21 protein-coding genes are annotated in these 20888 nt (G+C 43.6%); 13 read left to right on the forward strand and 8 right to left on the reverse strand.

The window, feature by feature from the left end; translation table 11 throughout:
- The first annotated feature begins 294 nt into the window (after window positions 1-294).
- Window positions 295-714, forward strand: coding sequence for a phosphate-starvation-inducible PsiE family protein (locus IGI73_RS15385; RefSeq protein WP_074934197.1), 420 nt, complete (start codon window positions 295-297; stop codon window positions 712-714).
- 15 nt (window positions 715-729) lie between these two features.
- On the opposite strand, the gene IGI73_RS15390 is transcribed toward IGI73_RS15385, so the two are convergent.
- Entirely contained in the window at window positions 730-2535 is a 1806-nt protein-coding gene (locus IGI73_RS15390) for a sensor histidine kinase (RefSeq protein ID WP_208769802.1), read from the reverse strand.
- A gap of 53 nt (window positions 2536-2588) precedes the next feature.
- Here IGI73_RS15390 and IGI73_RS15395 point away from each other — a divergent pair, with 53 nt between their 5' ends.
- On the forward strand, window positions 2589-3305 hold the full coding sequence (locus IGI73_RS15395) for a response regulator transcription factor (protein WP_005230498.1): 717 nt from the start codon (window positions 2589-2591) through the stop codon (window positions 3303-3305).
- On the opposite strand, the gene citG is transcribed toward IGI73_RS15395, so the two are convergent.
- The 3 genes from citG to IGI73_RS15410 form a co-directional block, all read right to left on the reverse strand.
- A complete protein-coding gene (citG, locus tag IGI73_RS15400; protein WP_223597789.1) occupies window positions 3282-4145 on the reverse strand; it encodes a triphosphoribosyl-dephospho-CoA synthase CitG in 864 nt (287 codons plus the stop codon). The two genes, IGI73_RS15395 and citG, sit on opposite strands and share 24 nt — an antisense overlap.
- The gene (locus IGI73_RS15405; RefSeq protein WP_005230494.1) at window positions 4138-4833 is read right to left on the reverse strand and encodes a GntR family transcriptional regulator; all 696 of its coding nucleotides are present in this window, start codon (window positions 4831-4833) and stop codon (window positions 4138-4140) included. The genes citG and IGI73_RS15405 overlap by 8 nt, the downstream gene beginning before the upstream one ends.
- A gap of 116 nt (window positions 4834-4949) precedes the next feature.
- Entirely contained in the window at window positions 4950-6296 is a 1347-nt protein-coding gene (locus IGI73_RS15410; RefSeq protein WP_010748906.1) for a CitMHS family transporter, read from the reverse strand.
- Between the two features lie 431 nt (window positions 6297-6727).
- On the opposite strand from IGI73_RS15410, the gene IGI73_RS15415 reads away from it, so the two are divergent.
- The 11 genes from IGI73_RS15415 (at window position 6728) to IGI73_RS15465 (ending at window position 15263) form a co-directional block, all read left to right on the forward strand.
- Window positions 6728-7075, forward strand: coding sequence for a hypothetical protein (locus IGI73_RS15415; protein WP_244323102.1), 348 nt, complete (start codon window positions 6728-6730; stop codon window positions 7073-7075).
- 9 nt (window positions 7076-7084) lie between these two features.
- A complete protein-coding gene (locus tag IGI73_RS15420; RefSeq protein WP_005230471.1) occupies window positions 7085-7498 on the forward strand; it encodes an acetyl-CoA carboxylase biotin carboxyl carrier protein subunit in 414 nt (137 codons plus the stop codon).
- A gap of 23 nt (window positions 7499-7521) precedes the next feature.
- Window positions 7522-8637 carry a sodium ion-translocating decarboxylase subunit beta gene (locus IGI73_RS15425; protein WP_005230469.1) on the forward strand — a complete coding sequence of 372 codons (1116 nt, stop codon included), beginning with the start codon at window positions 7522-7524 and terminating at the stop codon, window positions 8635-8637.
- 24 nt (window positions 8638-8661) lie between these two features.
- Entirely contained in the window at window positions 8662-8787 is a 126-nt protein-coding gene (locus IGI73_RS15430; RefSeq protein WP_008381833.1) for an OadG-related small transporter subunit, read from the forward strand.
- A 12-nt stretch (window positions 8788-8799) separates the two neighbouring features.
- Window positions 8800-9795, forward strand: coding sequence for a [citrate (pro-3S)-lyase] ligase (gene citC / locus IGI73_RS15435; protein WP_074934203.1), 996 nt, complete (start codon window positions 8800-8802; stop codon window positions 9793-9795).
- A gap of 12 nt (window positions 9796-9807) precedes the next feature.
- The gene (gene citD / locus IGI73_RS15440) at window positions 9808-10116 is read left to right on the forward strand and encodes a citrate lyase acyl carrier protein (RefSeq protein WP_005230465.1); all 309 of its coding nucleotides are present in this window, start codon (window positions 9808-9810) and stop codon (window positions 10114-10116) included.
- On the forward strand, window positions 10104-10991 hold the full coding sequence (gene citE / locus IGI73_RS15445; protein ID WP_208769800.1) for a citrate (pro-3S)-lyase subunit beta: 888 nt from the start codon (window positions 10104-10106) through the stop codon (window positions 10989-10991). Before citD ends, citE begins: the two co-directional genes overlap by 13 nt.
- A 2-nt stretch (window positions 10992-10993) precedes the next feature.
- Window positions 10994-12526, forward strand: a complete 1533-nt coding sequence (citF, locus tag IGI73_RS15450) for a citrate lyase subunit alpha (RefSeq protein ID WP_208769799.1) — start codon at window positions 10994-10996, stop codon at window positions 12524-12526.
- Window positions 12519-13061 carry a citrate lyase holo-[acyl-carrier protein] synthase gene (gene citX / locus IGI73_RS15455; protein WP_438759282.1) on the forward strand — a complete coding sequence of 181 codons (543 nt, stop codon included), beginning with the start codon at window positions 12519-12521 and terminating at the stop codon, window positions 13059-13061. The genes citF and citX overlap by 8 nt, the downstream gene beginning before the upstream one ends.
- The gene (locus IGI73_RS15460; protein WP_208769798.1) at window positions 13058-14449 is read left to right on the forward strand and encodes an oxaloacetate decarboxylase subunit alpha; all 1392 of its coding nucleotides are present in this window, start codon (window positions 13058-13060) and stop codon (window positions 14447-14449) included. Before citX ends, IGI73_RS15460 begins: the two co-directional genes overlap by 4 nt.
- Window positions 14450-14723: 274 nt before the next feature.
- Window positions 14724-15263, forward strand: a complete 540-nt coding sequence (locus IGI73_RS15465) for a DUF1697 domain-containing protein (protein WP_016608563.1) — start codon at window positions 14724-14726, stop codon at window positions 15261-15263.
- Window positions 15264-15704: 441 nt separating this feature from the next.
- Here the strand turns inward: IGI73_RS15465 and IGI73_RS15470 are convergent, their stop codons facing one another.
- From IGI73_RS15470 to IGI73_RS15485, 4 genes are all read right to left on the reverse strand, one after another.
- Window positions 15705-16574 carry an ROK family protein gene (locus IGI73_RS15470; protein ID WP_034858727.1) on the reverse strand — a complete coding sequence of 290 codons (870 nt, stop codon included), beginning with the start codon at window positions 16572-16574 and terminating at the stop codon, window positions 15705-15707.
- A 51-nt stretch (window positions 16575-16625) separates the two neighbouring features.
- Window positions 16626-17618, reverse strand: a complete 993-nt coding sequence (locus IGI73_RS15475) for a LacI family DNA-binding transcriptional regulator (protein WP_034858729.1) — start codon at window positions 17616-17618, stop codon at window positions 16626-16628.
- Window positions 17619-17794: 176 nt separating this feature from the next.
- Complete coding sequence (locus IGI73_RS15480) at window positions 17795-19279, reverse strand: glycoside hydrolase family 32 protein (RefSeq protein WP_375847464.1); 1485 nt, start codon at window positions 19277-19279, stop codon at window positions 17795-17797.
- A complete protein-coding gene (locus IGI73_RS15485; RefSeq protein WP_208769795.1) occupies window positions 19280-20887 on the reverse strand; it encodes an ABC transporter substrate-binding protein in 1608 nt (535 codons plus the stop codon).
- Window position 20888 lies beyond the last annotated feature (1 nt).

The raw sequence follows: 20888 nt of genomic DNA on the forward strand, positions 1-20888 counted from the left end.
CAGCGTTCTATTTTATTTAACCATTGTAACAAAAAAAGAAACTAAGTGTCTCGTAATAATTTGTGTATATTTTAACTATTCATTCTCATTGTTTTCTAATTTTTCCGAAAAAAGATAATATATTTTTCTCGCTACTTTCTGCTATTGAAAGCTATCACAAAAGACATGCCCACAGAAGGACCGTTAAGCTTGCGGTCAAAAAGATATGGCCGCGATTGTTCTTTCTCTGTTCTTTTCCCTTTGTCCTACGCCTTCTTTTGTATAATAAAAGAAAAAGCAGAAATGGAGTGGCGAATGGAAAAATTGACCCGAATGTTCGAGCGAGTGATCAGTATTTGCATTGATAGCATGTTGGCGATCTTAGTCGTTGTCGTCTTGATTTTTATGGGAAAAGCGATTTTTATGATCAGCACGACGCTCTTTCCCTTAAGTGAAGCGCCTCACCTGTCCTTTTTGATTGAAGAAATTGCCACGTTATTCATTTTATTAGAAATCATTTTGATGTTGCTGCGGTATATGAAGGATGGACACCATATTCCCGTCCGTTACTTGATTCTGATCAGCATTACTGCGATTTTGCGCGAGTTATTGTTGACGCAAGGTATGGCGAACGATGCCCTATTTTTTGCTTTAGCGATCTTTGTTTTGGTACTCGTCTTGCTAGTCCTGCAAAAAATCAATGCCTTCCAACATACCCAAGAAAAAGACCACTGAAACCATCCCATTGGATCAGTTGGTTTCAGCGGCTTTTTCGGGATCAGTTAGAGGGATACCAATATAAAAGGTGGTTCCTTTAGGCGTACTTGTAACATCAATCAGCCAATCGTTTTTTTCCACGATCGAAGAGACAGTGAAGAGTCCTAGACCAGTACCGCCAGTGGCACTCTTGGTCGTGAAAAAGCGGGTAAAGATTTTTTCTTGGATCGCTTCTGGTATGCCGGGACCGTTGTCGGCGATTTCGATCAAAGCAAACTCCTGTTGCGCGGAGAAAGCTTGCTTACGAAACAGAAAGGTGGCGCTTTCTGTCGAAGTGCGGCTCAATCGAATGCTGCAGTCAGCATTTGCTTGGTATACATTCATCAACAAATTGTAAATAATGACTTGCAGATCGATCTTCTCGTAGACGGCATATCCTACTTCTTGGATATCATACGTAAGGGAAAAGGCTTTTGGCAACAGTGCGCGCATAGTATCGATGGCTTCTGTCAAGGTGGCGGCAATTGACTGCACAGTTTTGTCGGCACTTTCGAGTTTCGAAAAACGCAGCACATTGCTAGATAACTCTTTGCCTTTTTCTGCTGCTTTGCAGACTTCTTGCAAATCCTCCATCAAGACTTCATCGTGTTGGTTTTCCTCGATCAGCAATTGCAGATGACCAATCATGGGCGTCAAAAAGTTGTTTAGGTCATGGACGATCGAGGTCGTTAATAAGCCAATGGTTTCCAGTTTTGATTCTTGCAAAATGTTTTTTTCGATTTCGTGCTTTTCTTTTAACAGCCGTTGTCGTTCTTTCAATGCTTGGTTTTCGACATAGGCTTGATTGCGTTTCATGTAGTTTTTGATCAGAACCGTCAATAAAATCATAATGACAAACAACAAACCTAGTAGGCCAATCAAAATCAAGTTGTCTTGTAAAAAGAGACCGCTTTGCTCCAAAAAATCGGCATTGCTAGCGACGATCAGGCGACTGTCGCCGATGGTGATCCATTGATAAGCAGCCAATTTCAGCACTTTTTGCAGTGTTTCTTCGTTCCACCAATAAGAATAGTAGACGGAGGTGCCTGCTTCATTGTCGATTTGTTCTTGCTCCAAGCGCTCAAGATCGGTGAAATCCAGCTCTGGAAATTCTTTTTTGCGGCTTTCAACGATGGAAAAACCAATTTGTTCGTCCGATGGGTGCATAACGATCCGCATCTCGGCGTTTTTGACCATCGTATAGCCGGAGACATTGCGATCGGTGGTAAATTCATGATGGTACATGCGCTGTAGATTCAAAGGCATCACAAGAATCGCTTCTTTGTCGTCAAGGGTTAAGGACTGATACACATTTAGATAGGCCTGCTTGCCATCAAAATAGACTTGCCCATTTTGTACCTGCCGTCCTGCCAATACTTTGTCTAAGGATGGGTCTTTGAATAACAATTCTTGCACCGGCGGGTCTTCTGGTTTATTGACCGCCGTTGCGGTATTTTGGGCGATGACCTGACCTTGTTGGTCGATCAAAAACAATCCGACCATGGCATTGTTCGCAGAATTGATCACTGGTAACGTTAAGGGGCGCTGCAAATCAGCCAAGACGGCGCCTTCGAGGTGGTCATCGGCATAATTGGTAAGAGCCATGTGGTACGATTCGATACTGCGGCTGATCAGCTTGATCGCCGCTTGATTGACCGTTTCCAACTGCCGCAACCCGACGGTTTCAGCTTGTCTTTGTGCGCTTTTATAACTTGTAAAGGTAAAAATAAGTCCAATCAGTGTAATGAATAAGGTAGCGACCACACTTAAATACAGCCAAAACTTTGATGGCGGTTTCATTGTAAACCCCTTTCATATTTACTATAATACTATTGATACAGGAGGCGGATATTTTGCGAGATGAAAAAATTTTAATCGTTGATGATGACCCTGCCATTCGGCGGCTGATTTGGAAATCTTTACAGTCGACGGGTATTCTGATCTACCAGACCGATTCCGTTGAAAAAACGATTGCGATCAACTCTCGTGTCAGCTTTGATCTTTTTTTACTGGATATCAGTTTAGAGCATGAAAATGACGGCTATCATTTGGCACAACTGATTCGGGAAGAAAACCCCACGGTGCCGATCGTTTTTTTGAGCGGAAAAAGTGACGAAAAAGACATGATCAACGGCTATGAGATTGGCGCCGATCACTACATTACGAAGCCTTTTTCACCGGCACTCTTAAAAGCACAAATCGTTTCGATTCTTGATCGCCGCAACGTGCTGCGAGAAAAAGGGATCGCCAAACCGGAAGGCGATCTGTGCAGCGGCATGTTTCGTTTTGACCAAAAACGCTATCAGTTTTTCAAAAATGATCAGCCCATCAAGTTGTCTTCAAAAGAAATCATGCTGATGCGCTTTTTCATGGAAAATCCAGATCAAGTGTTCTCGAAAGAACAGATTTACAGCAATGTCTGGCAAGATGGCCAATTCGATGCCAATACCGTGATGGTTTTTATCAATCATCTGCGAAACAAAATTGAAGATGAGCCGAAGCACGCCCGCTTTTTAAAAACCGTTTGGGGGATCGGCTATACCTTTTTACCAGAAGGAGACGCCTTCTAGCTGCAAGAAATACAGCGCCAATGCTAAAAGATCCGCCGAGCCGCCGGGACTCAAATGGCGTGCGATCAATACTTGATCATAGATCGTTAATTCACGAAGCAAGTCTGTATCTGACAGATTGGCTTGGTGAATTTTTTGCATCTCCTGCTGCACCGTCTTCATCGCCTCGTAACCTCCTCGATGGACGAGGTTGCTGTCTTCGGTTTCACTCATTAGATAGACTAACCCGCGCAACAAGGAAACGGAGGTTTTTTGCGGTTGCTGCCGCAAGTACTCCAGCAGTTTTTTGACCGTTGGATACCCAGCTGCAGCTTCTCCACGAATCCCCATCGTGCCGTAGGCCAAATAATTTTTTTCCCCGTAAGACAATTGGTCTTTGTGGGTGATTTGCTGCAGGTCTTGCTTGACCAAATGCTGGCAGATGTCGGCGGCAAGCTGCAGGATCTGATTGGTATCTTCAGCCGTCAGCTCCGCCTTGCCATTTTGTTGATAATAGACTCCTGTCGCCCCCAACAAAACTGCAAAGGAAAAATTTGCCCCTTTGTGGGTATTGATGCCTTTGGTTGCCCGAAGCATCGCTGTTTCTGCTTCTTGACCGATCCCTCGTAACTGGTCAAATAGCTGGATCAGCGAGCCTGTATGGGCAAAGCCCGCTTGGCTATAGCGCTGAAAAAAAGGCGCCAAACAAGTGATACTGTTGATAAAGGTAAACACATTCATGTCCTGATGCGCACCAGAGGAGCAAGGATCTACTAAACCAGGCTTGGGTGCTAACGCTACCTCATAATGCAGCGCATTGACTGCATAGCTGCTGGCGGTAAAAAGACGGGAATCAGTCAATTTTTCTTCGCTCCATTTCAGCAAGAATAAATTGCAGGGAGTGATCCAAATGTTCATGGGTCAACAACGTGATCTGTTCCGTGTCATTGGTTCTCATGCCGCGATAAATCAGCCAATGTTCCGCCAATGCCGCATCCCTTCTTCTAGAAGAGCGAATCGCAATGTCACGAAAATACACGAGGTACGCTTGCAGATCCAGCACGATACTTTTTAACCGCAGCATTTGACTTTTTTCGTAAATAAACGCATTGAAGTCCGAAAAGTTTTTCAAGACCCCATCCACATCATCCTCACGATTCAGCTGTTCGCCATGTTCTAACAAGCAGCGCATCTCCTGGAAATCTTCCTCAGTCATCAAGTCCATCGCTTTGATGGTCGCTAACGTATCCAATGATTTGCGGATATCGTAAATCTCATAAGCATCTTTGATACTGATCCCTTTTACGACGATGCCGATTTTTGGCACATGCTCCACCAGTTTTTCAGCCACGAGCTGAGTCATGGCGTAACGAATCGGGGTTCGGCTGATATTTAGCGTATCGGAAAATTCTTTCTCATTGATGCGAGAGCCTGCGGGAATATCTCCTAAAATGATGGTTTTTTTGAATGCTTCATAGATCAAATCTTTTAATGGTTTATTTTTGGTCAGATCCAGATTTTTATTTACTGCATCAATAATTGGATTCATGATTTACTCCTATCATACTAAAAACAAATGAGATTTTTGGGAAAAAATAAGTTTATCGATAAACAAGGAAAACTACCGAGCAAAATGGCAGCCTGCTCGATAGTTTCTGTATGAAATTACTGTGGAATATAAAACGGCATGTGACCTAATAGCACGATCGTAACGACGAAGATCACGAAAATCCCCAGTGCATATTTCGCAGCTTCTTTTTGCCATTGCCCCATATCTAAGCCCGTCAAGCGCAACAGCAAGTAGATGAAGGCAACCAATGGACTTAACAAGTGGAACGCTTGGCCCATTAAGGACGCCAAGGCCATCTGCATATTGGTGAAACCATACGAACGACCTGCTTCTGCTAAGACTGGCAGGACCCCAAAGTAAAATCCGTCATTGGAAATAAAGAAGGTCCCAGGTGCAGAAATCAGGGCAATGACTAATCCCCAGAAACCAGCCAATTGTTTAGGGATGATTTGCGTGAAGCTATTCGCCAAAGCCGTTGCCATCCCTGAGCCTTGGAACAAGCCCATGAAGACGCCTGCTGCAAAAACTAAAATTACGACTTGCACAGCGTCGCCGCCGTTGGCACCGATCCGTGACGACTGGTCTTTCAAGATTGGGTAGTTGACCATCAATGCAATACACGTACCTACAAGGAATAACAAGATTGGCGGTAAAGCGATACTAGAGATAAAGGAGCTTGCTACTAACCAGCCAATCAAGACGATTGTTAAGATACCGTTGAAGACAAAGTTTTTCGGACGGCGGATCGCTAATGTATCAGGATCAGTCACAGTTGTCATTTCTAAAATCTCATCATTCGTCAGCTCGGTAACCCCTAAACGTTTCCGTTCTTGGATCCCCATTCTGCGAGCTACAAAGAAAACCACATAGAGCAGAGACAAGATCATTCCTGGCAGCAGATAAGAAAGAATATCCGCATCGACTTCCAGCACGGCCATTGCCCGAGCAGTTGGTCCGCCCCATGGCAACAAGTTCATGATGGTATTTTGCAAAATGATCAAGACACCAAGGTTCATCATTTTCATATTCAACTTCTTATAGATGGGAATAAACGCAGAACAACAGATCAAGGTCGTGGTCGTTCCATCACCGTTCAAAGAGACTGCAGCGGCAACGACTGCCGTTGCCATCAAGACTTTCATCGGATCGCCTTTAGCAAAATAAATCATTTTTTTCGTGATTGGATCAAACAATCCCGCATCCAACATAATGGAAAAGTACAAAATTGCAAACAGCAACATGATCCCTGTGTTGGCTGTGGTGGAGATTCCTTCAAGGACAAAATCACCGATATTGCCTTTTTCTGAAACACCAGCAACCATCGCAACGAGGGTAAATAGTAATGGGATAATTACTAAGGATGTAAAGGGTGACATTTTTTTCTTCATGATGACGAACATGAAGACAATAATCATAGCATAGGATAAAATCGTTAAGAACATTTTCTTCTTCCTTTCATGCATCGAAATGTGTAAGCGTTATCAAAAAACATTTTAAAAAAATTACAGGCCCGTAATTTGTTAGCGACAAGCGTCACTAGTTTGTGAATCTTTTTCTTTTCTTAAAGGAAATAATGTTATTGAATGCTTTACACGTCTAAGAATAAACAATCAAGAAATAGAAAAAAAGACCCGTTTAAAAAAAGAACAGCAAAAAAACAATTTCTCTTTTCAAATCTTATTTTTCGTTTAAAAAGTTCTTAATAGAATATTAACGCAAGAAAAAGCTTGATAAATCAACGTTTATCTCGGTTTTTCGCTCTTTTTTTAAAAAAGGAACACTGAAAAAACAATTTTTAGCCGAAATAAATCTCGCTGATTGAACGGGAGTTTCTATAATGAAAGGGAACGAATCATTGAGAAAGGAGAAACCCATGAATCTTATTAAAAGATTGTTCAAAAAAACGCATGATGAACCTGATGCGCCTGTCAGCTCCCCTTTGAAGCCCGAGGAAATGATAACGGATCCACCCGCGTCTGATTGGCAAGAAGTGTCGAGCTATCAGCCAGCGCCTGCAGAAGATTATCCATTAGTCAGTCTGATAGCCGCCGCACTAGGGGCTGAATGTTACCCTGAAAGTCAGTTTGTCATTCGAAGAATTGAGAAACGCAATCCTGAATTTAAGCGAGTCGCCCTGATTGCTGCCAGTATTGCCGCAGGAGAGCTGCCTGATTCTCAGTTCACAATCAAAAAAATAGCCAAAAAAAATGAAAGCAAGTGAGGGAAAAACATGTTACGTAAATTTAAAATAGCGATCGATGGGCAAGAATACCTTGTCGAAATGGAAGAAATCGGTGCGCCGCAACCTACCGCTCCTGCCCCAGCAGTGCCAACACCGGCTCCTGCAGCGGTACCTGCTCAACCAGAGGCAGTCAGCACACCAGAACCAGAAGTAGCACCGCAGCCAGCGCCAGCTACGCTTCCTGCTGATGGCGAGCCGATTCATTCTCCGATGCCGGGAACGATTTTACGTCTCTTGGTCAATGTAGGTGATACTGTACAAGAAAATCAGTCGTTGATGATTTTAGAAGCCATGAAGATGGAAAATGAGATCGTGGCACCAAAAGCAGGAACCGTGGTTGCGATTGCAGTCAATGCGGGCGACATGGTCAACCCAGGAGAACTGCTGATTACGATCGGCTAATTTATTGAAAAGGAAGTGACGTAGTGGAAACGTTAATTGAAGGTGTAGTCGGGTTAGGATCGGAGCCGGGACGGATCGTTATGATGTTCATCGGTGGTCTATTGATGTATTTGGGGATCAAGAAAGAATATGAACCGACCTTATTAGTACCCATGGGATTGGGCACGTTGTTAGTGAACTTCCCGAACTCAGGTGTGTTAAGTGCTGGCGGAGAAGCTGGCCCGTTCCAAGTATTGTTTGATATGGGGATCTCAACTGAATTGTTCCCCTTGCTTTTGTTTATCGGGATTGGCGCGATGATCGATTTTGGTCCCTTGCTGCAAAATCCATTTCTTTTGTTGTTTGGCGCTGCTGCGCAATTCGGGATCTTCTTTACGATCATCGTTGCCGTGTTGCTTGGTTTTGATTTAAACGACGCAGCTTCCATCGGGATCATCGGCGCTGCTGACGGTCCGACTTCGATTTTTGTCGCAAATACGCTGAACTCGAAATATATGGGTGCGATCATGGTAGCAGCTTACTCTTACATGGCGCTAGTACCGATCATTCAACCGGTTGCCATCAAAGCAGTGACGACCAAGCATGAACGAAAAATTCGTATGTCGTATCGTGCCGGCGAAGTTTCGCAAACGGCCAAAATTTTGTTCCCGATCGTGATCTCGATCGTAGCAGGGTTAATTGCACCTGTTTCATTGCCACTGGTTGGATTTTTGATGTTTGGAAATCTCTTACGGGAATGTGGTGTCTTGGATCGTTTGTCCATCACTGCTCAAAACGAACTAGTGAATATCATTAGTATCCTCCTAGGTTTATCAATTTCTGTGAAAATGCAATATGAAGAATTCTTACAAGTCGATACATTGATGGTTATTGGTTTAGGGCTGGTTGCCTTCATTATGGACTCGGTCGGCGGCGTGTTGTTTGCGAAAGTGCTGAACTTGTTCCGTAAAGAAAAAATCAATCCAATGATCGGTGCCGCTGGTATCTCTGCGTTTCCAATGTCTAGTCGGGTCATCCAAAAAATGGCGACAGATGAAGATCCGCAAAACTTTATTTTGATGCATGCAGCCGGTGCCAACGTTTCAGGACAGATTGCTTCGGTCATCGCCGGTGGCTTACTGCTGGCACTGATTGCTTAGGTCACTAGAAAGGAGAGGAAAACTATGAGTCAAGATTTACTGACTTCATTTGAATTGTTGTTATTCGGTTGGGGCGGCGTCTTTGTCGTGATCCTGATCATCTACTTCGCATCCTTGCTTTTGTCGAAGCTCTTCCCAGTAAAAAAATAAAGAAGGCATTGTATGTATACCCTAAAAAGAATCTGGCTGCAAAAAGATCCAGAAGTCTTTTTGCAATGGCAAAAATTGATCACCCGTGCTGGCTTAGCCGTCGGTGAAGAGGTAGCCTATACCGTCGGCATTTTTGACCAGCAAACCTTGATTGCTACTGCTTCTTGCTATGCCAATATCATCAAGTATGTGGTGGTCTGTGAAAAAAGACGCTCCGAACAGCTGTTGACGCAATTGATTTCACACCTCAGCGATCATATCAAAGACGAAGGCTTCACCAAGTCCTTCGTCTATACAGCACCGAAAAACCGCCTGTTTTTTGAATCCCTCGGGTTTCGTGAAGTGCTGGCAGCACAAGACATCTTGTTCATGGAACAAGGCGTTCCTTCTTTTGAAAGCTATGCCCAACAGCTGCAACGGCAGCGAATTGGACAAAACAACGGCGCGATCGTCATGAACGCTAATCCTTTTACTAAAGGACATTTGTACTTAGTCGAAACGGCTGCGAGTCAAAAAGAACAGGTTTATGTGTTCGTTTTATCAGAAGACCGCTCACAATTTTCTGCCAGCGAACGGCTGCAGATGGTGACGGATGGTGTGGCTCATCTGCCAAATGTAACGGTGCTGCCGACCAACAACTATCTCGTCTCTTCGGCGGTCTTTCCCAGTTATTTCTTGAAAGAGCAAGCACCTGAGGCGATCGCCAAAAAACAAGCCGCCTTTGATGCAACCCTCTTCAAAGAAAAAATTGCCCCGCTGTTGGCGATCACTACGCGTTTTGTAGGCTCAGAGCCTTACTCGCCCGTGACCCAACTCTACAACGAGGCCATGGCTGCCGTTTTTTCTCCCGAGCTTGAACTGATCGTGATCGACCGTCTGAAGATCAACCAATCAACCGTTTCGGCTACAAACGTTCGGAAAGCGATTGCAGAAAAAGATTTACTTTCTTTGCAGCAATTTTTACCAGAAACAACGTTCTCATTTTTAATGCAGCATAACTATATTTAGAGGTGATAATAAGTGGAAATCAAAAAAAGTGCGGTTGCTGGCTCTGTTGAATCCAGTGATATCTTGATCGCGATCGAGCCTACCACAACCCAAACCATCGAGCTGACCCTCGATAGCAGTGTCGAAAAACAATTCGGCAAACAAATTCGCGCCGTCATCCTTGAGACGCTGAACCATCTAGGCGTGACACAGGCCAAAATCACCGCCACCGATAAAGGCGCCTTGGACTGTACCATCAAAGCCCGAACTCTGACCGCCGTTCATCGGGCCGCCGAACAAGAACAGTATGCTTGGAAGGAGATCGACACATGGAACGTTTAAGAAGAACGATGATGTTTGTACCAGGAGCCAATGCTGCCATGCTACGGGATGCACCATTGTATGGCGCCGATTCCGTTATGTTTGATTTAGAAGATGCGGTCTCCTTGAATGAAAAAGACTCCGCTCGGACACTGGTGCATTTTGCCTTAAAAACCTTTGACTATTCTGCCATCGAAACCGTCGTACGCATCAACGGCCTCGACACGGTGGGTGCCCTTGATATCGAAGCGATGGTCCTAGCGGGGGTCAACGTCATTCGTCTACCGAAAACCGAAACCGCCCAAGATATCATTGACGTTGCCGCTGTGATCACACAAGTAGAAGAAGAAAACGATCTGCCTGTAGGAACCACCAAAATGATGGCTGCCATCGAGTCTGCCGAAGGCGTTTTAAATGCCCGAGACATCGCTACAGCTTCCGATCGTTTGATCGGGATCGCTTTAGGGGCAGAAGATTATGTCACCAATATGAAGACTCGTCGCTACCCAGATGGGCAAGAATTGTTGTTTGCCCGCAGTATGATTTTGCATGCAGCTAGAGCTGCAGGGATCGCCGCTATCGATACCGTCTTTTCTGATATCAATGACACCGATGGTTTTATCGCTGAAACGACTCGCATCAAGCAGCTTGGTTTTGACGGAAAATCAGTGATCAATCCACGGCAGATTCCCCTAGTCAATGGGATCTATGCGCCTTCAAAAGCCGAGATCCAACATGCCAAAGAAGTGATCTGGGCCATTCGCGAAGCCGAAAGCAAAGGCTCTGGTGTGATCTCCTTGAATGGCAAAATGGTCGATAAACCAATCGTTGAGCGAGCGGAACGCGTGATCGCCCTTGCCAAAGCAGCGAAATTGATTACCGAGGAGGAAGTGTAATTATGGTGTTAAACAAAGCAGGAAAAGACATCCCTGAATGCTATGCCAACCAATACGGGGTCTTTGAAAATGAAACGGCCAATATCCATGCCTACAAAGAAGCGAGTCGCAAGATCGAGCCAGTCCTGCCAGGCAAAAGTAAGGTCTTAGGCAGTATCCGTGAAGCCATTGAAAAAACAGGGCTAACGGACGGCATGACGATCTCCTTCCACCATCATTTTCGCGAAGGGGACTTTATCATGAATCTCGTTTTGGACGAGATCGCAAAAATGGGCATCAAGAATCTTGCGATTGCCCCTAGTTCCATCGCGAATGTTCATGAACCATTGATCGGACATATCAAATCTGGGGTCGTGACCAATATCACCTCCAGCGGTCTGCGGGACAAAGTCGGTGCCGCAATCTCCGAAGGCATTATGGATGCCCCAGTCATTATCCGTTCTCATGGCGGTCGGGCTCGTGCGATTGCCGCCGGCGATATCCACATCGATGTCGCTTTCTTAGGAGCGCCTAGCTCAGATGCGTATGGCAATGCCAATGGTACCGTCGGAAAAGCAACCTGCGGCTCATTGGGCTATGCAATGGTCGATGCAAAATACGCCGACCAAGTCGTGATCATCACCGACACCCTTGTGCCGTTTCCAAATACCCCAATCAGCATTCCCCAAACGGATGTCGATTATGTTGTGGAAGTCGACGCCATCGGTGATCCTGCAGGGATCGCAAAAGGCGCGACCCGCTTTACCAAAAATCCAAAAGAATTGCTGATTGCTGAGTATGCAGCCAAGGTCATCACCAGCTCGCCTTACTACCAACAAGGCTTCTCCTTCCAAACTGGAACGGGCGGTGCCGCATTAGCCGTTTCTCGTTTTTTACGCGAGGCGATGATCAAAGATGAGATCAAAGCTAGCTTTGCCCTCGGCGGCATTACCAATGCCATGGTGGAGCTGTTAGAAGAAGGATTAGTAGAAAAACTGATCGATGTCCAAGACTTCGATCACCCTTCTGCACAATCGCTAGGAAAAAACGCCAATCATTACGAGATCGATGCCAATATGTATGCTTCACCGTTAAGCAAAGGGGCGTTTATCAATCAATTGGATACCGCCATTCTTTCCGCACTGGAAGTTGATACGAATTTCAACATCAATGTCATCACCGGTTCTGACGGTGTGATCCGCGGTGCTTCTGGCGGACACTCAGATACCAGTATGGCGTGCAAAATGAGCTTAGTGATCGCTCCTCTCGTGCGGGGACGGATCCCAACGATCGTCGATACCGTCAACACGATCGTCACGCCAGGCGCCAGCATTGATGTCGTCGTCACAGAAATCGGGATCGCCATCAATCCAGCTCGCAAAGACCTGATCAGCCATTTTGAAGCATTGGATATTCCCCAATACACCATTGAAGAATTAAAAGAAAAAGCCTACAGCATTGTCGGTCAACCCGAACCAATCAAGTACGGGGAAAAAACCGTCGCTTTGATCGAATACCGCGATGGCACGATCATTGATGTGGTCAAAAATGTCTGATGTCCTATTTTCAGGAACCCCTGTGACGCTAACCGATATGCTGCAGGCGCGAGAAAATAGAAGCTCCCTTCAACGGGAGCTTCTCGCTGCAGATGAAAAAGCGGCATTACTTGTTGCCACCATGAATATTCCTGGTCCCGTGAAAAATTCTGCCCCATTGACCGCCGTTTTTGAAGAACTCATTACGGAAATCGAAGAGGTCGTCAAGGAACTAATTCCACTGGCAAACCTCTACCGCAGTTTGGAGACCGGACCAGAATATTATCTCGTACTGCCCACAGATCCTTATGAACTAAAACGAATGATGGTTCAGATTGAGACCAATCATCCTTACGGCCGGTTGGTGGATCTTGATGTCTTAACCAAAACCCAAGACCAGCTTTTACCTATCAGCCGCACCGAAATTGGACTGCCTGCAAGAAGCTGCTACGTCTGTGAGCAAGACGCCAAAGTTTGTGGCCGTTCTAGAACTCATAGCGTAGCAGACATGCAGCAGCAGATCCGTAAAATCATTCAGGAAAGAGTGAAAGAATGAAAAAAATCCAATTTACCGAAACCGTCTTGCGGGATGGCCAACAAAGTCTGATCGCTACACGAATGCCTACCAGCGATATGCTGCCGATTCTAAAAACCATGGACCAAGCAGGCTACCATGCCTTGGAAATGTGGGGCGGCGCGACCTTCGATGCCTGTCTGCGTTTTTTAAATGAAGACCCATGGGAAAGATTGCGGGCGATCCGCAAAGAAGTGAAAAATACCAAACTGCAAATGCTCTTACGGGGACAAAATCTCTTAGGCTACAAAAACTATGCCGATGACGTCGTTGCTGACTTTGTGACCAAATCGGTCGAAAACGGCATCGACATTCTTCGTTTGTTTGATGCTTTAAATGATGTCCGCAATTTAGAAACTGCCATCCGTGCCACAAAAGTAGCGGGTGGACACTGTCAAACGGCGATCTCTTATACTACTAGCCAGATCCATACCGTGGATTACTTCGTCGACCTTGCCAATAAAATGGCAGACCTCGGCGCAGATTCCATCTGTATCAAAGATATGGCAGGCGTTTTAACGCCGCAAACCGGCTACGAGCTGGTCAGCCGAATCAAAGATGCCGTCGATCTGCCGCTGGAAGTCCATACCCATGCCACCAGCGGCATCGCTGAAATGACTTACTTGAAAGTTGCGGAAGCTGGCGCAGACCTCATTGATACTGCCATCTCCTCTTTTGCTGGCGGCACCAGTCAGCCAGCGACCGAATCTGTGGCGATCGCCTTAGAAGATTGCGGCTTTGCTACGGGACTTGATTTACAGAAAGTCTCTGAGATTGCAGAACATTTCAATCCCGTTCGTGATCGTTTCCGTGAAGAAGGGCTGCTGAATCCAAAAGTCAAAGACATCGAACCCAAAACCTTGATCTATCAAGTACCTGGCGGCATGTTGTCGAACCTACTCAGCCAATTGACGGAACAAGGATTGCAAGACAAGTATGAAGAAGTCCTAGCAGAGGTACCAAAAGTCAGGGCGGACTTGGGCTATCCTCCGCTAGTGACCCCATTGTCGCAAATGGTCGGCACTCAAGCCTTGATGAATGTGATTTCAGGAGAACGCTACAAACTTGTCCCAAGTGAGATCAAAGATTACGTCAAAGGACTTTATGGACAATCGCCAGCACCTATCAGCGAAGAAATCAAAGAAACAATCATCGGAGATGCCGAAGTGATCACCGTCAGACCAGCTGATCTACTGGCACCGCAACTGCCAGCCTTTCGGGAAGAAATCGCTGAGTATGCCAAAAGCGAAGAAGACGTGCTGATGTACGCCCTCTTCCCTCAGCAAGCCCAAGACTTTTTAGGCCGACGAGAAGATCCCTTTTATGATGTCCCCTTACAGACAGTGTCTGTGAGGATTGCGGTGGATTAACAATGAAACCAGAAATAGAGAAAACAACTTAAAGTGCCCCTCACAAATTCGCTTGCTTTAGCACATTTGTGAGGGGTATTATCATCTATAGGCTGTTTCTTCGTTTTTACTAATCAGCAGTGCAAAAATACGTACGCCACGGCCACTCCACCAATAAGCTTGCATTAATCGCTTCTCGCTCACGTATTTTGGGTAGCTGAGAAGCCAGGATTGTGCTTCTTCTCCATCCATTCTATAATCAGCTAAAAGAAGCGTTTTAAAGGAGGGTCTAGCCATGCAACGATACATCGCTTTATTAAGAGGCATCAATGTCGGTGGAAAGAACAAAATTTCTATGAAAGAATTGAAAGCCGGTTTTGAAGAACTGGGGTTTAGCAATGTGGTCACTTATTTGAATAGCGGCAATGTGATTTTTTCTAGCGAAGGGTATGATCCACAAGCCCTTGCCGAAATGATTAAAGCAATGATCAAACGGTACTTTTCCTTTGATATCGCTATTTATATCATTCGCCAAACAGAGCTGCAGGAACGCTTGACCCATATACCTGAATGGTCAGGAACGGAAGATAAAACCATCTATGATAACCTGATCTTTTTGATGCCTTCGCTGACCTACGAGGAGTTATCTGAAAAACTCGGGGCTCCGAATGCCGCCCTTGAACAGGTTTCTCCTTACAAAGACGTCGTTTTCTGGTCCTACATCCGCAAAGACTATCAAAAAACCAATTGGTGGAAAAAAACAGCCAGCACCAGCGTCGGTAAACAGATTACGATTCGGACTATCAATACCGTAAGGAAAATTGCGGAGCTGTGAGGAATAGCAAGCCTTCTAATAACTATAAAAACCGTCAGGTAGACTCTCCTGACGGGTTTCTTATAACATTCTAATGTCTCATTAGTTCTCGTTACTACTATTCGTGACGCACTTTAACTGACGTTAAGTTTCTACGCAATCATCCCAACTAGAAGCAATAAACTACCGAGAATAATAGATTTTCACATCGTGTCTTTCTATAATGAATATCTGTGATAAAACAAAAACCAAGCACTAAGAAGTAATTTTGAGGCAGCTAGACAACAATATAACTGAAGACGAGAACGAAAGAAAAAATTCTTATTTGCGACATTCGATTACGCAAAAAATATATATGAACATCTATTATTAGCCATCCTTTTTTCTAGCTCACATTTTAGTTAGCCTTTTTATCTATCCTAACTGCTATAAAAACTCTCTCACACGTTCTTTAACATGCTGCTATTGTTCCAACTTCTTTATTGCTAAAGCTAAGCAGCCGATCAAACCTGCATCGTCAGCAAGCATTGGAGTTAGTAAGTATTCTTCAAGAGCAGGGGTATCCACATAGGAACCCATTTTTTCTTTAAACGCTTGGCGAATCAACTCGAGTAGTTGCGGCTGTTTCATTACACCCCCACCTAAAATTATTACTTCCGGTGCATATAGTAAAGTTGTGTTATACACACACTGAGCAAGATAATCTGCCTCAATCGCCCAATAAGGATGATCAAATGAAATGGTCTGGGCTTTTCTTCCAAAGCGTTTTTCAATCGCGGGGCCTGAGGCTAACCCTTCCAAACAATCATGATGAAAAGGACAGATTCCTTCAAATTGATCTTCATTATGACGTTGTAAGAACATATGTCCCATTTCAGGATGACTGAAACCTGTGACTATTTTTCCATCGACTACAGCACCACCACCAACACCAGTACCAACGGTGTAATAAAGAACACTATTTTTACCTTTTCCATACCCTGCCATATATTCTCCATAACAAGCAGCATTTACATCGGTAGTCCAATAGATGGGAACCGACAAGGCGTTTTCCAAAGCTCCTACAAAATGATAATTTTGCCAAGCTAACTTCGGAGTGTTGGTGATATATCCGTAAGTTCTTGATTCGATTTGAATATCAATAGGCCCAAATGCTCCTACACCAATTGATGCGATATTCCCTTTGTACTTATCAAAGAAATCAAACACTTGCTTCATCGTTTCTTCTGGTGTTGTGGTAGGAAAACTTTTCCGTTCTATCACTTGTAATTGTTCATTACCAATCCCACAGACAAACTTTGTTCCACCAGCTTCTATCCCGCCATATAACATTTTATCTACACCTTTCATTCACTCATTTTCAAAAAAAGAAACGTATTTGCACTAAGCAAAATCGTTTCTCACTAAAGGTTTCGTTGTGCCACCTTCGCCAAATTCAATCGGCAATACGGTACGTTTTTCTACTGTCTCTCCATTAATGACAGCAATTAATTTTGCCACTGCCACTTCCGCCATTTGCTTTGTAGGTTGGGCAATCGTTGAGACTAGATAAGGATCTCCTTCTGTCATCTTTTGACCATCAAATCCGATAACTTGGACATCCTCTGGTACGTTTTTCCCTATTTTTTCAAGCATATCAATGACAGCTAATGCCATTGGATCATTGATCGTAAAAATCCCATCGATATCGGGATTCTCTAACAAAAAATTTGTTACACGTTCTGAGAGATGGTCTAAAGGTTCTAACATATCTAACGCTTTATAGGAAATCCCCAGTTGACGGCACTCGATCTCAAAATATTTTCGACGACTCTTCGTTTCATTCGGTGTTTCTTGGTACCCACCGATATATGCTACATTCTGACATCCTCGGCGATAAAGTTCATTTGCAGCCAAACGTCCACCGGTCGCATTGTCAGCGGTCACATAAATCACCTCTTCAGTGAAATAACGGTCAATACTAACAAAAGGCAGATTACTCGAAATGTATTCATCGATATCTGAATAAGTAATTCCAATGATGCCGTCTACTTTATTTTGGCTGACCATCTGGATATATTCTTGTTCTTTTTCACTATTACCACTGGAGTTACACAAATAAAGCTTGTAGTTTTGTCTTTCTAATGCTGTTTCTACATGGTAGGCAAATTCGCCAAAAAATGGATGCCATACCGTGGGTAGAATCAAAGCAACCGTGTTCGTATGCTTCATCTTTAACCCCCGGGCATAAAAATCTGGTTGATAGTTTAACTCTGTCATTGCTGCTTCAACTTTTTCTCTAGTAGAAGCTTTAACAGAACCGTTATTCAATACCCGGGAAACAGTTCCTACTCCGACACCTGCTAATTTTGCGACATCTTTCATTGTTGCTTTCATAGTTGATCCCTCACATTTCTGCACAAGTTTAGTATAATGAATTTTGTCATAAATTACTAATTTTTTCAAAATACTAATAGCAAAGCCATGGGAAATCTAGCTATCTGTTCTTTTCTAAAAATATTATCCTTCAAAACCTATTAAATAATTGATACATCGCCTAAGCAATCAAACATTTATTTCACACTCGCTGTTTCAAAAGCTTGAATACGACTTTCTCCAATCGAATGAAATAAGATATCTCGAGCTTTTTCCAGCTCATAGAAAGTAGCCGTCATAACTTCTAACCCATTAATAAAAACTTCAACTGATGAGGTATCTCTAAAAATCTCAAGAACGAGCTGATTATCAATCAAAGGTACTTCAACTTTTCGGACATTCAGAGGGTCTTCTTCCGCCCCTGTAAGCTCTCTTCCTAGCTTCTGACGATCCAATTCAAAAACCTGTTTAGCAGTGTCATAAGTTAGTTTTAGGCAATCCGTCTTAGACCGCAGTAATTCAATTGTAAAAACTTCTGCTTTCTCCAAATCTGCGACTAGATGTAAATATGAAGAATCAGACAGCGCGTTTCGAAATGCGACTGATGTGTCAGTCACTGCAATATTTTCACTGCCTTGTTGATAAACTAAATGACTATATACAGTTGAGATGGGTTTTTGTACCAATCGATTTTTTTTCACTCTTAACTCTCGGGGCAAACTCATAGAGCCTGCCCAAAGATGGCCTAACTCATGTGTAGGCAATGTACGATCCCACATCTGCATCCAAGCAATCATCACCCGTCCACCATTAGGATCTGTTGTTGTTTGTGGTGCATAAAAATCCATTCCAAAATCCATTTCATGGAAATTATCAACTATCATCTGACCTGTTTCCCAGTTTACCTCACCAATACAAGCCATGGTAGAACTGATATTATGATATTCCAGTCCGTTCTTCTTGATTTGTATCGGAGACATGATTAAGACATCTCGTCCGTCTAAATGGAATAAATCAGGACATTCCCACATTATTCCTTGCTCTGAAGTCCCTTCTAGCAACACAGAGTAAAAGTGCCAATTATACAAATCTGACGATTGAAACATCACTATTCTACCAGTAGACTGTGTAGATTTAGTAGCTACTACCATATAGTAAGCATCGTTGTGAACAATTACTTTAGGATCACGAAATTCTTGTATCAGCCCATTTTCACCTAGCTGTTTTTCTGCTACCACAGGATTACCACTGTATTTGCTAAAATGAATACCATCTTCAGAGACCGCCAAACATTGATGCTGATGGCTAATACCATCAATTTCTTGACAGCCTGTATAAAATAAATATAGTTTTCCGTCTCTTTCAATTGCACTTCCTGAGAAACACCCGCCGCTGTCATAAGGTTGATCTGGGGCTAACGCTACTGGTAGATCTTCCCAATGGACCAAATCACTACTGCGCGCATGTCCCCAATGCATGGGCCCCCATCGACTATCGTAAGGATAGTATTGATAGAAGAGATGGTAATGCCCTTTGTAATATATAAACCCATTGGGGTCATTTATCCACCCGATGGGTGCGGAAAAATGATAGTTTTGTCGATACTGAGGGTTAACTTTTCCTCGCATCATTTCAATAAATCGATTTGCTTTATCCAAAATCGCCGTTTCTTCTACTAACACTTATTGTGCTCCCTTCAAAAAATTATCATAGCCAGTTTGTTTTATTTGAATCCATTCTTCCAAACCTACACGTTCCAATTCAGCAAGGTATTCTTCCCATTCTTCATCGATTTTACCGCCGGTGATCCACTCTGCTCTTTTGCGATAGATGTAATCCCACATATCTGTTTCAATTTTTGCTAATCGATCTGTTTCTTCTTTTTCTAAAAAGACACGTGGGTAGATATTGTCTTCTGTAATATATGGCAAATACGTGTCATGCATCAAATCTAAACGCCACTTCGCATCATCTGGCATAGTAGTGACTGTGCCGTAATAAGAATCAAGAACTGCTAATGGTCCTCCAGCTTCGGTTTTTTGTCTTAGTTCCCCCGGTGCTGTCCCCTCTAAAGGCAAATGTTTTAACATACCATCCTTTAATTCAAAAATATTGGCCTGTGCTTCATCACCGTACGTTCCCCAGTTATTTTGGACAGACTGTAACGGTTCATACATTTTATCTATCCATCTAGCTGTAAGTTCCAAGTTTTTATTCGCACTAGTAATTACGAAACGATCTCTTGAGAAACCCATGCCATTCGTACGAGTAACGTGTTTCGTTCCATCTGGTCCCGCTAAGACTGACAAGACGTCATAACTATCATCTGCACCCGTGATATTTGCTTTATCCCAAGTAAAGTACACGCCATACTTATGTTCTTTTCCTTTGGCAACATACGTATTCCAATCTTGTTCGAAAGCCTCTTTATCAATAAGACCTTTATTATTCATTTCATTGAAATATTTGATGGCTTCTTTATACCCTTCTTTGTTAGCAGTAAATTGTACCTGGCCATCGTTATCAACGACTAAGTGGTCATCATTATCACCTAGACCGAATGCCCCCATTAAAAATTTTAAGTCTTCATTTCCTCCATTGTTAATAAAGCTAAAAGGAATTTCATCTGCTTCACCATTACCATTTGGATCTTGCGTCTTGAAAGCCTCCAACACAGTCATCAACTGATCAGTGGTTTGCGGCATTTCAAGACCCAAATTATCCAACCACTCCTTGTTGATCCAAGCCATCCCATTTACTGTATGAATCGACTCTTTTCCTTCGCCTAATTCTTCAATCCAAGGCATAGAGTAAATGTGACCATCAGGTGCAGTAGACATTTGTCGGTATTCGGGGTTTTCATCAAAAATTTTCTTCAGATTTGGCATATATTCTTCGATCAAATCTTCAATCGGTACAATAACGCCACTTTCCGCCCAGTTTAATAAATCATAGTCACCTGCAGCGGCGTTGAAGATGGCATCTGGTAAATCACCACTAGCGATATCCAAATTTCTTTTTTCGGCAAAATCACTACTGTAGTTTGTCCAATCAATATGGAGATTGGTCTCTTCTTCTAACCGTTGGAAAATCAATTTGTCATTAGGATCATTGGGAGCCAAAGGGGCACTTTGAGACATCATTTTTAAAGATACTTTTTCTTTCAATGGAAAAGAGACATTTTCTAGTTCATAATCAGGGCTTGATGTACTCTTTTCTTTTGAGCCTCCACAAGCCCCCAAAATTAGTACGGAAGTAAAAACGATTGGCAGCATCCATTTTGCTTTCATC

It is taken from the genome of Enterococcus sp. DIV0755f, assembly GCF_051713725.1.
In the GTDB taxonomy this organism is placed as follows: Bacteria; Bacillota; Bacilli; order Lactobacillales; family Enterococcaceae; genus Enterococcus_D; species Enterococcus_D casseliflavus.

Coding starts and splice junctions, on each gene's coding strand:
- IGI73_RS15385 (WP_074934197.1), top strand. CDS start 295: ATGGAAAAATTGACCCGAATGTTCGAGCGAGTGATCAGTATTTGCATT.
- IGI73_RS15390 (WP_208769802.1), bottom strand. CDS start 2,535: ATGAAACCGCCATCAAAGTTTTGGCTGTATTTAAGTGTGGTCGCTACC.
- IGI73_RS15405 (WP_005230494.1), bottom strand. CDS start 4,833: ATGAATCCAATTATTGATGCAGTAAATAAAAATCTGGATCTGACCAAA.
- IGI73_RS15410 (WP_010748906.1), bottom strand. CDS start 6,296: ATGTTCTTAACGATTTTATCCTATGCTATGATTATTGTCTTCATGTTC.
- IGI73_RS15415 (WP_244323102.1), top strand. CDS start 6,728: ATGAATCTTATTAAAAGATTGTTCAAAAAAACGCATGATGAACCTGAT.
- IGI73_RS15420 (WP_005230471.1), top strand. CDS start 7,085: ATGTTACGTAAATTTAAAATAGCGATCGATGGGCAAGAATACCTTGTC.
- IGI73_RS15430 (WP_008381833.1), top strand. CDS start 8,662: ATGAGTCAAGATTTACTGACTTCATTTGAATTGTTGTTATTCGGTTGG.
- citC (WP_074934203.1), top strand. CDS start 8,800: ATGTATACCCTAAAAAGAATCTGGCTGCAAAAAGATCCAGAAGTCTTT.
- citE (WP_208769800.1), top strand. CDS start 10,104: ATGGAACGTTTAAGAAGAACGATGATGTTTGTACCAGGAGCCAATGCT.
- citF (WP_208769799.1), top strand. CDS start 10,994: ATGGTGTTAAACAAAGCAGGAAAAGACATCCCTGAATGCTATGCCAAC.
- citX (WP_438759282.1), top strand. CDS start 12,519: ATGTCTGATGTCCTATTTTCAGGAACCCCTGTGACGCTAACCGATATG.
- IGI73_RS15460 (WP_208769798.1), top strand. CDS start 13,058: ATGAAAAAAATCCAATTTACCGAAACCGTCTTGCGGGATGGCCAACAA.
- IGI73_RS15465 (WP_016608563.1), top strand. CDS start 14,724: ATGCAACGATACATCGCTTTATTAAGAGGCATCAATGTCGGTGGAAAG.
- IGI73_RS15470 (WP_034858727.1), bottom strand. CDS start 16,574: ATGTTATATGGCGGGATAGAAGCTGGTGGAACAAAGTTTGTCTGTGGG.
- IGI73_RS15475 (WP_034858729.1), bottom strand. CDS start 17,618: ATGAAAGCAACAATGAAAGATGTCGCAAAATTAGCAGGTGTCGGAGTA.
- IGI73_RS15485 (WP_208769795.1), bottom strand. CDS start 20,887: ATGAAAGCAAAATGGATGCTGCCAATCGTTTTTACTTCCGTACTAATT.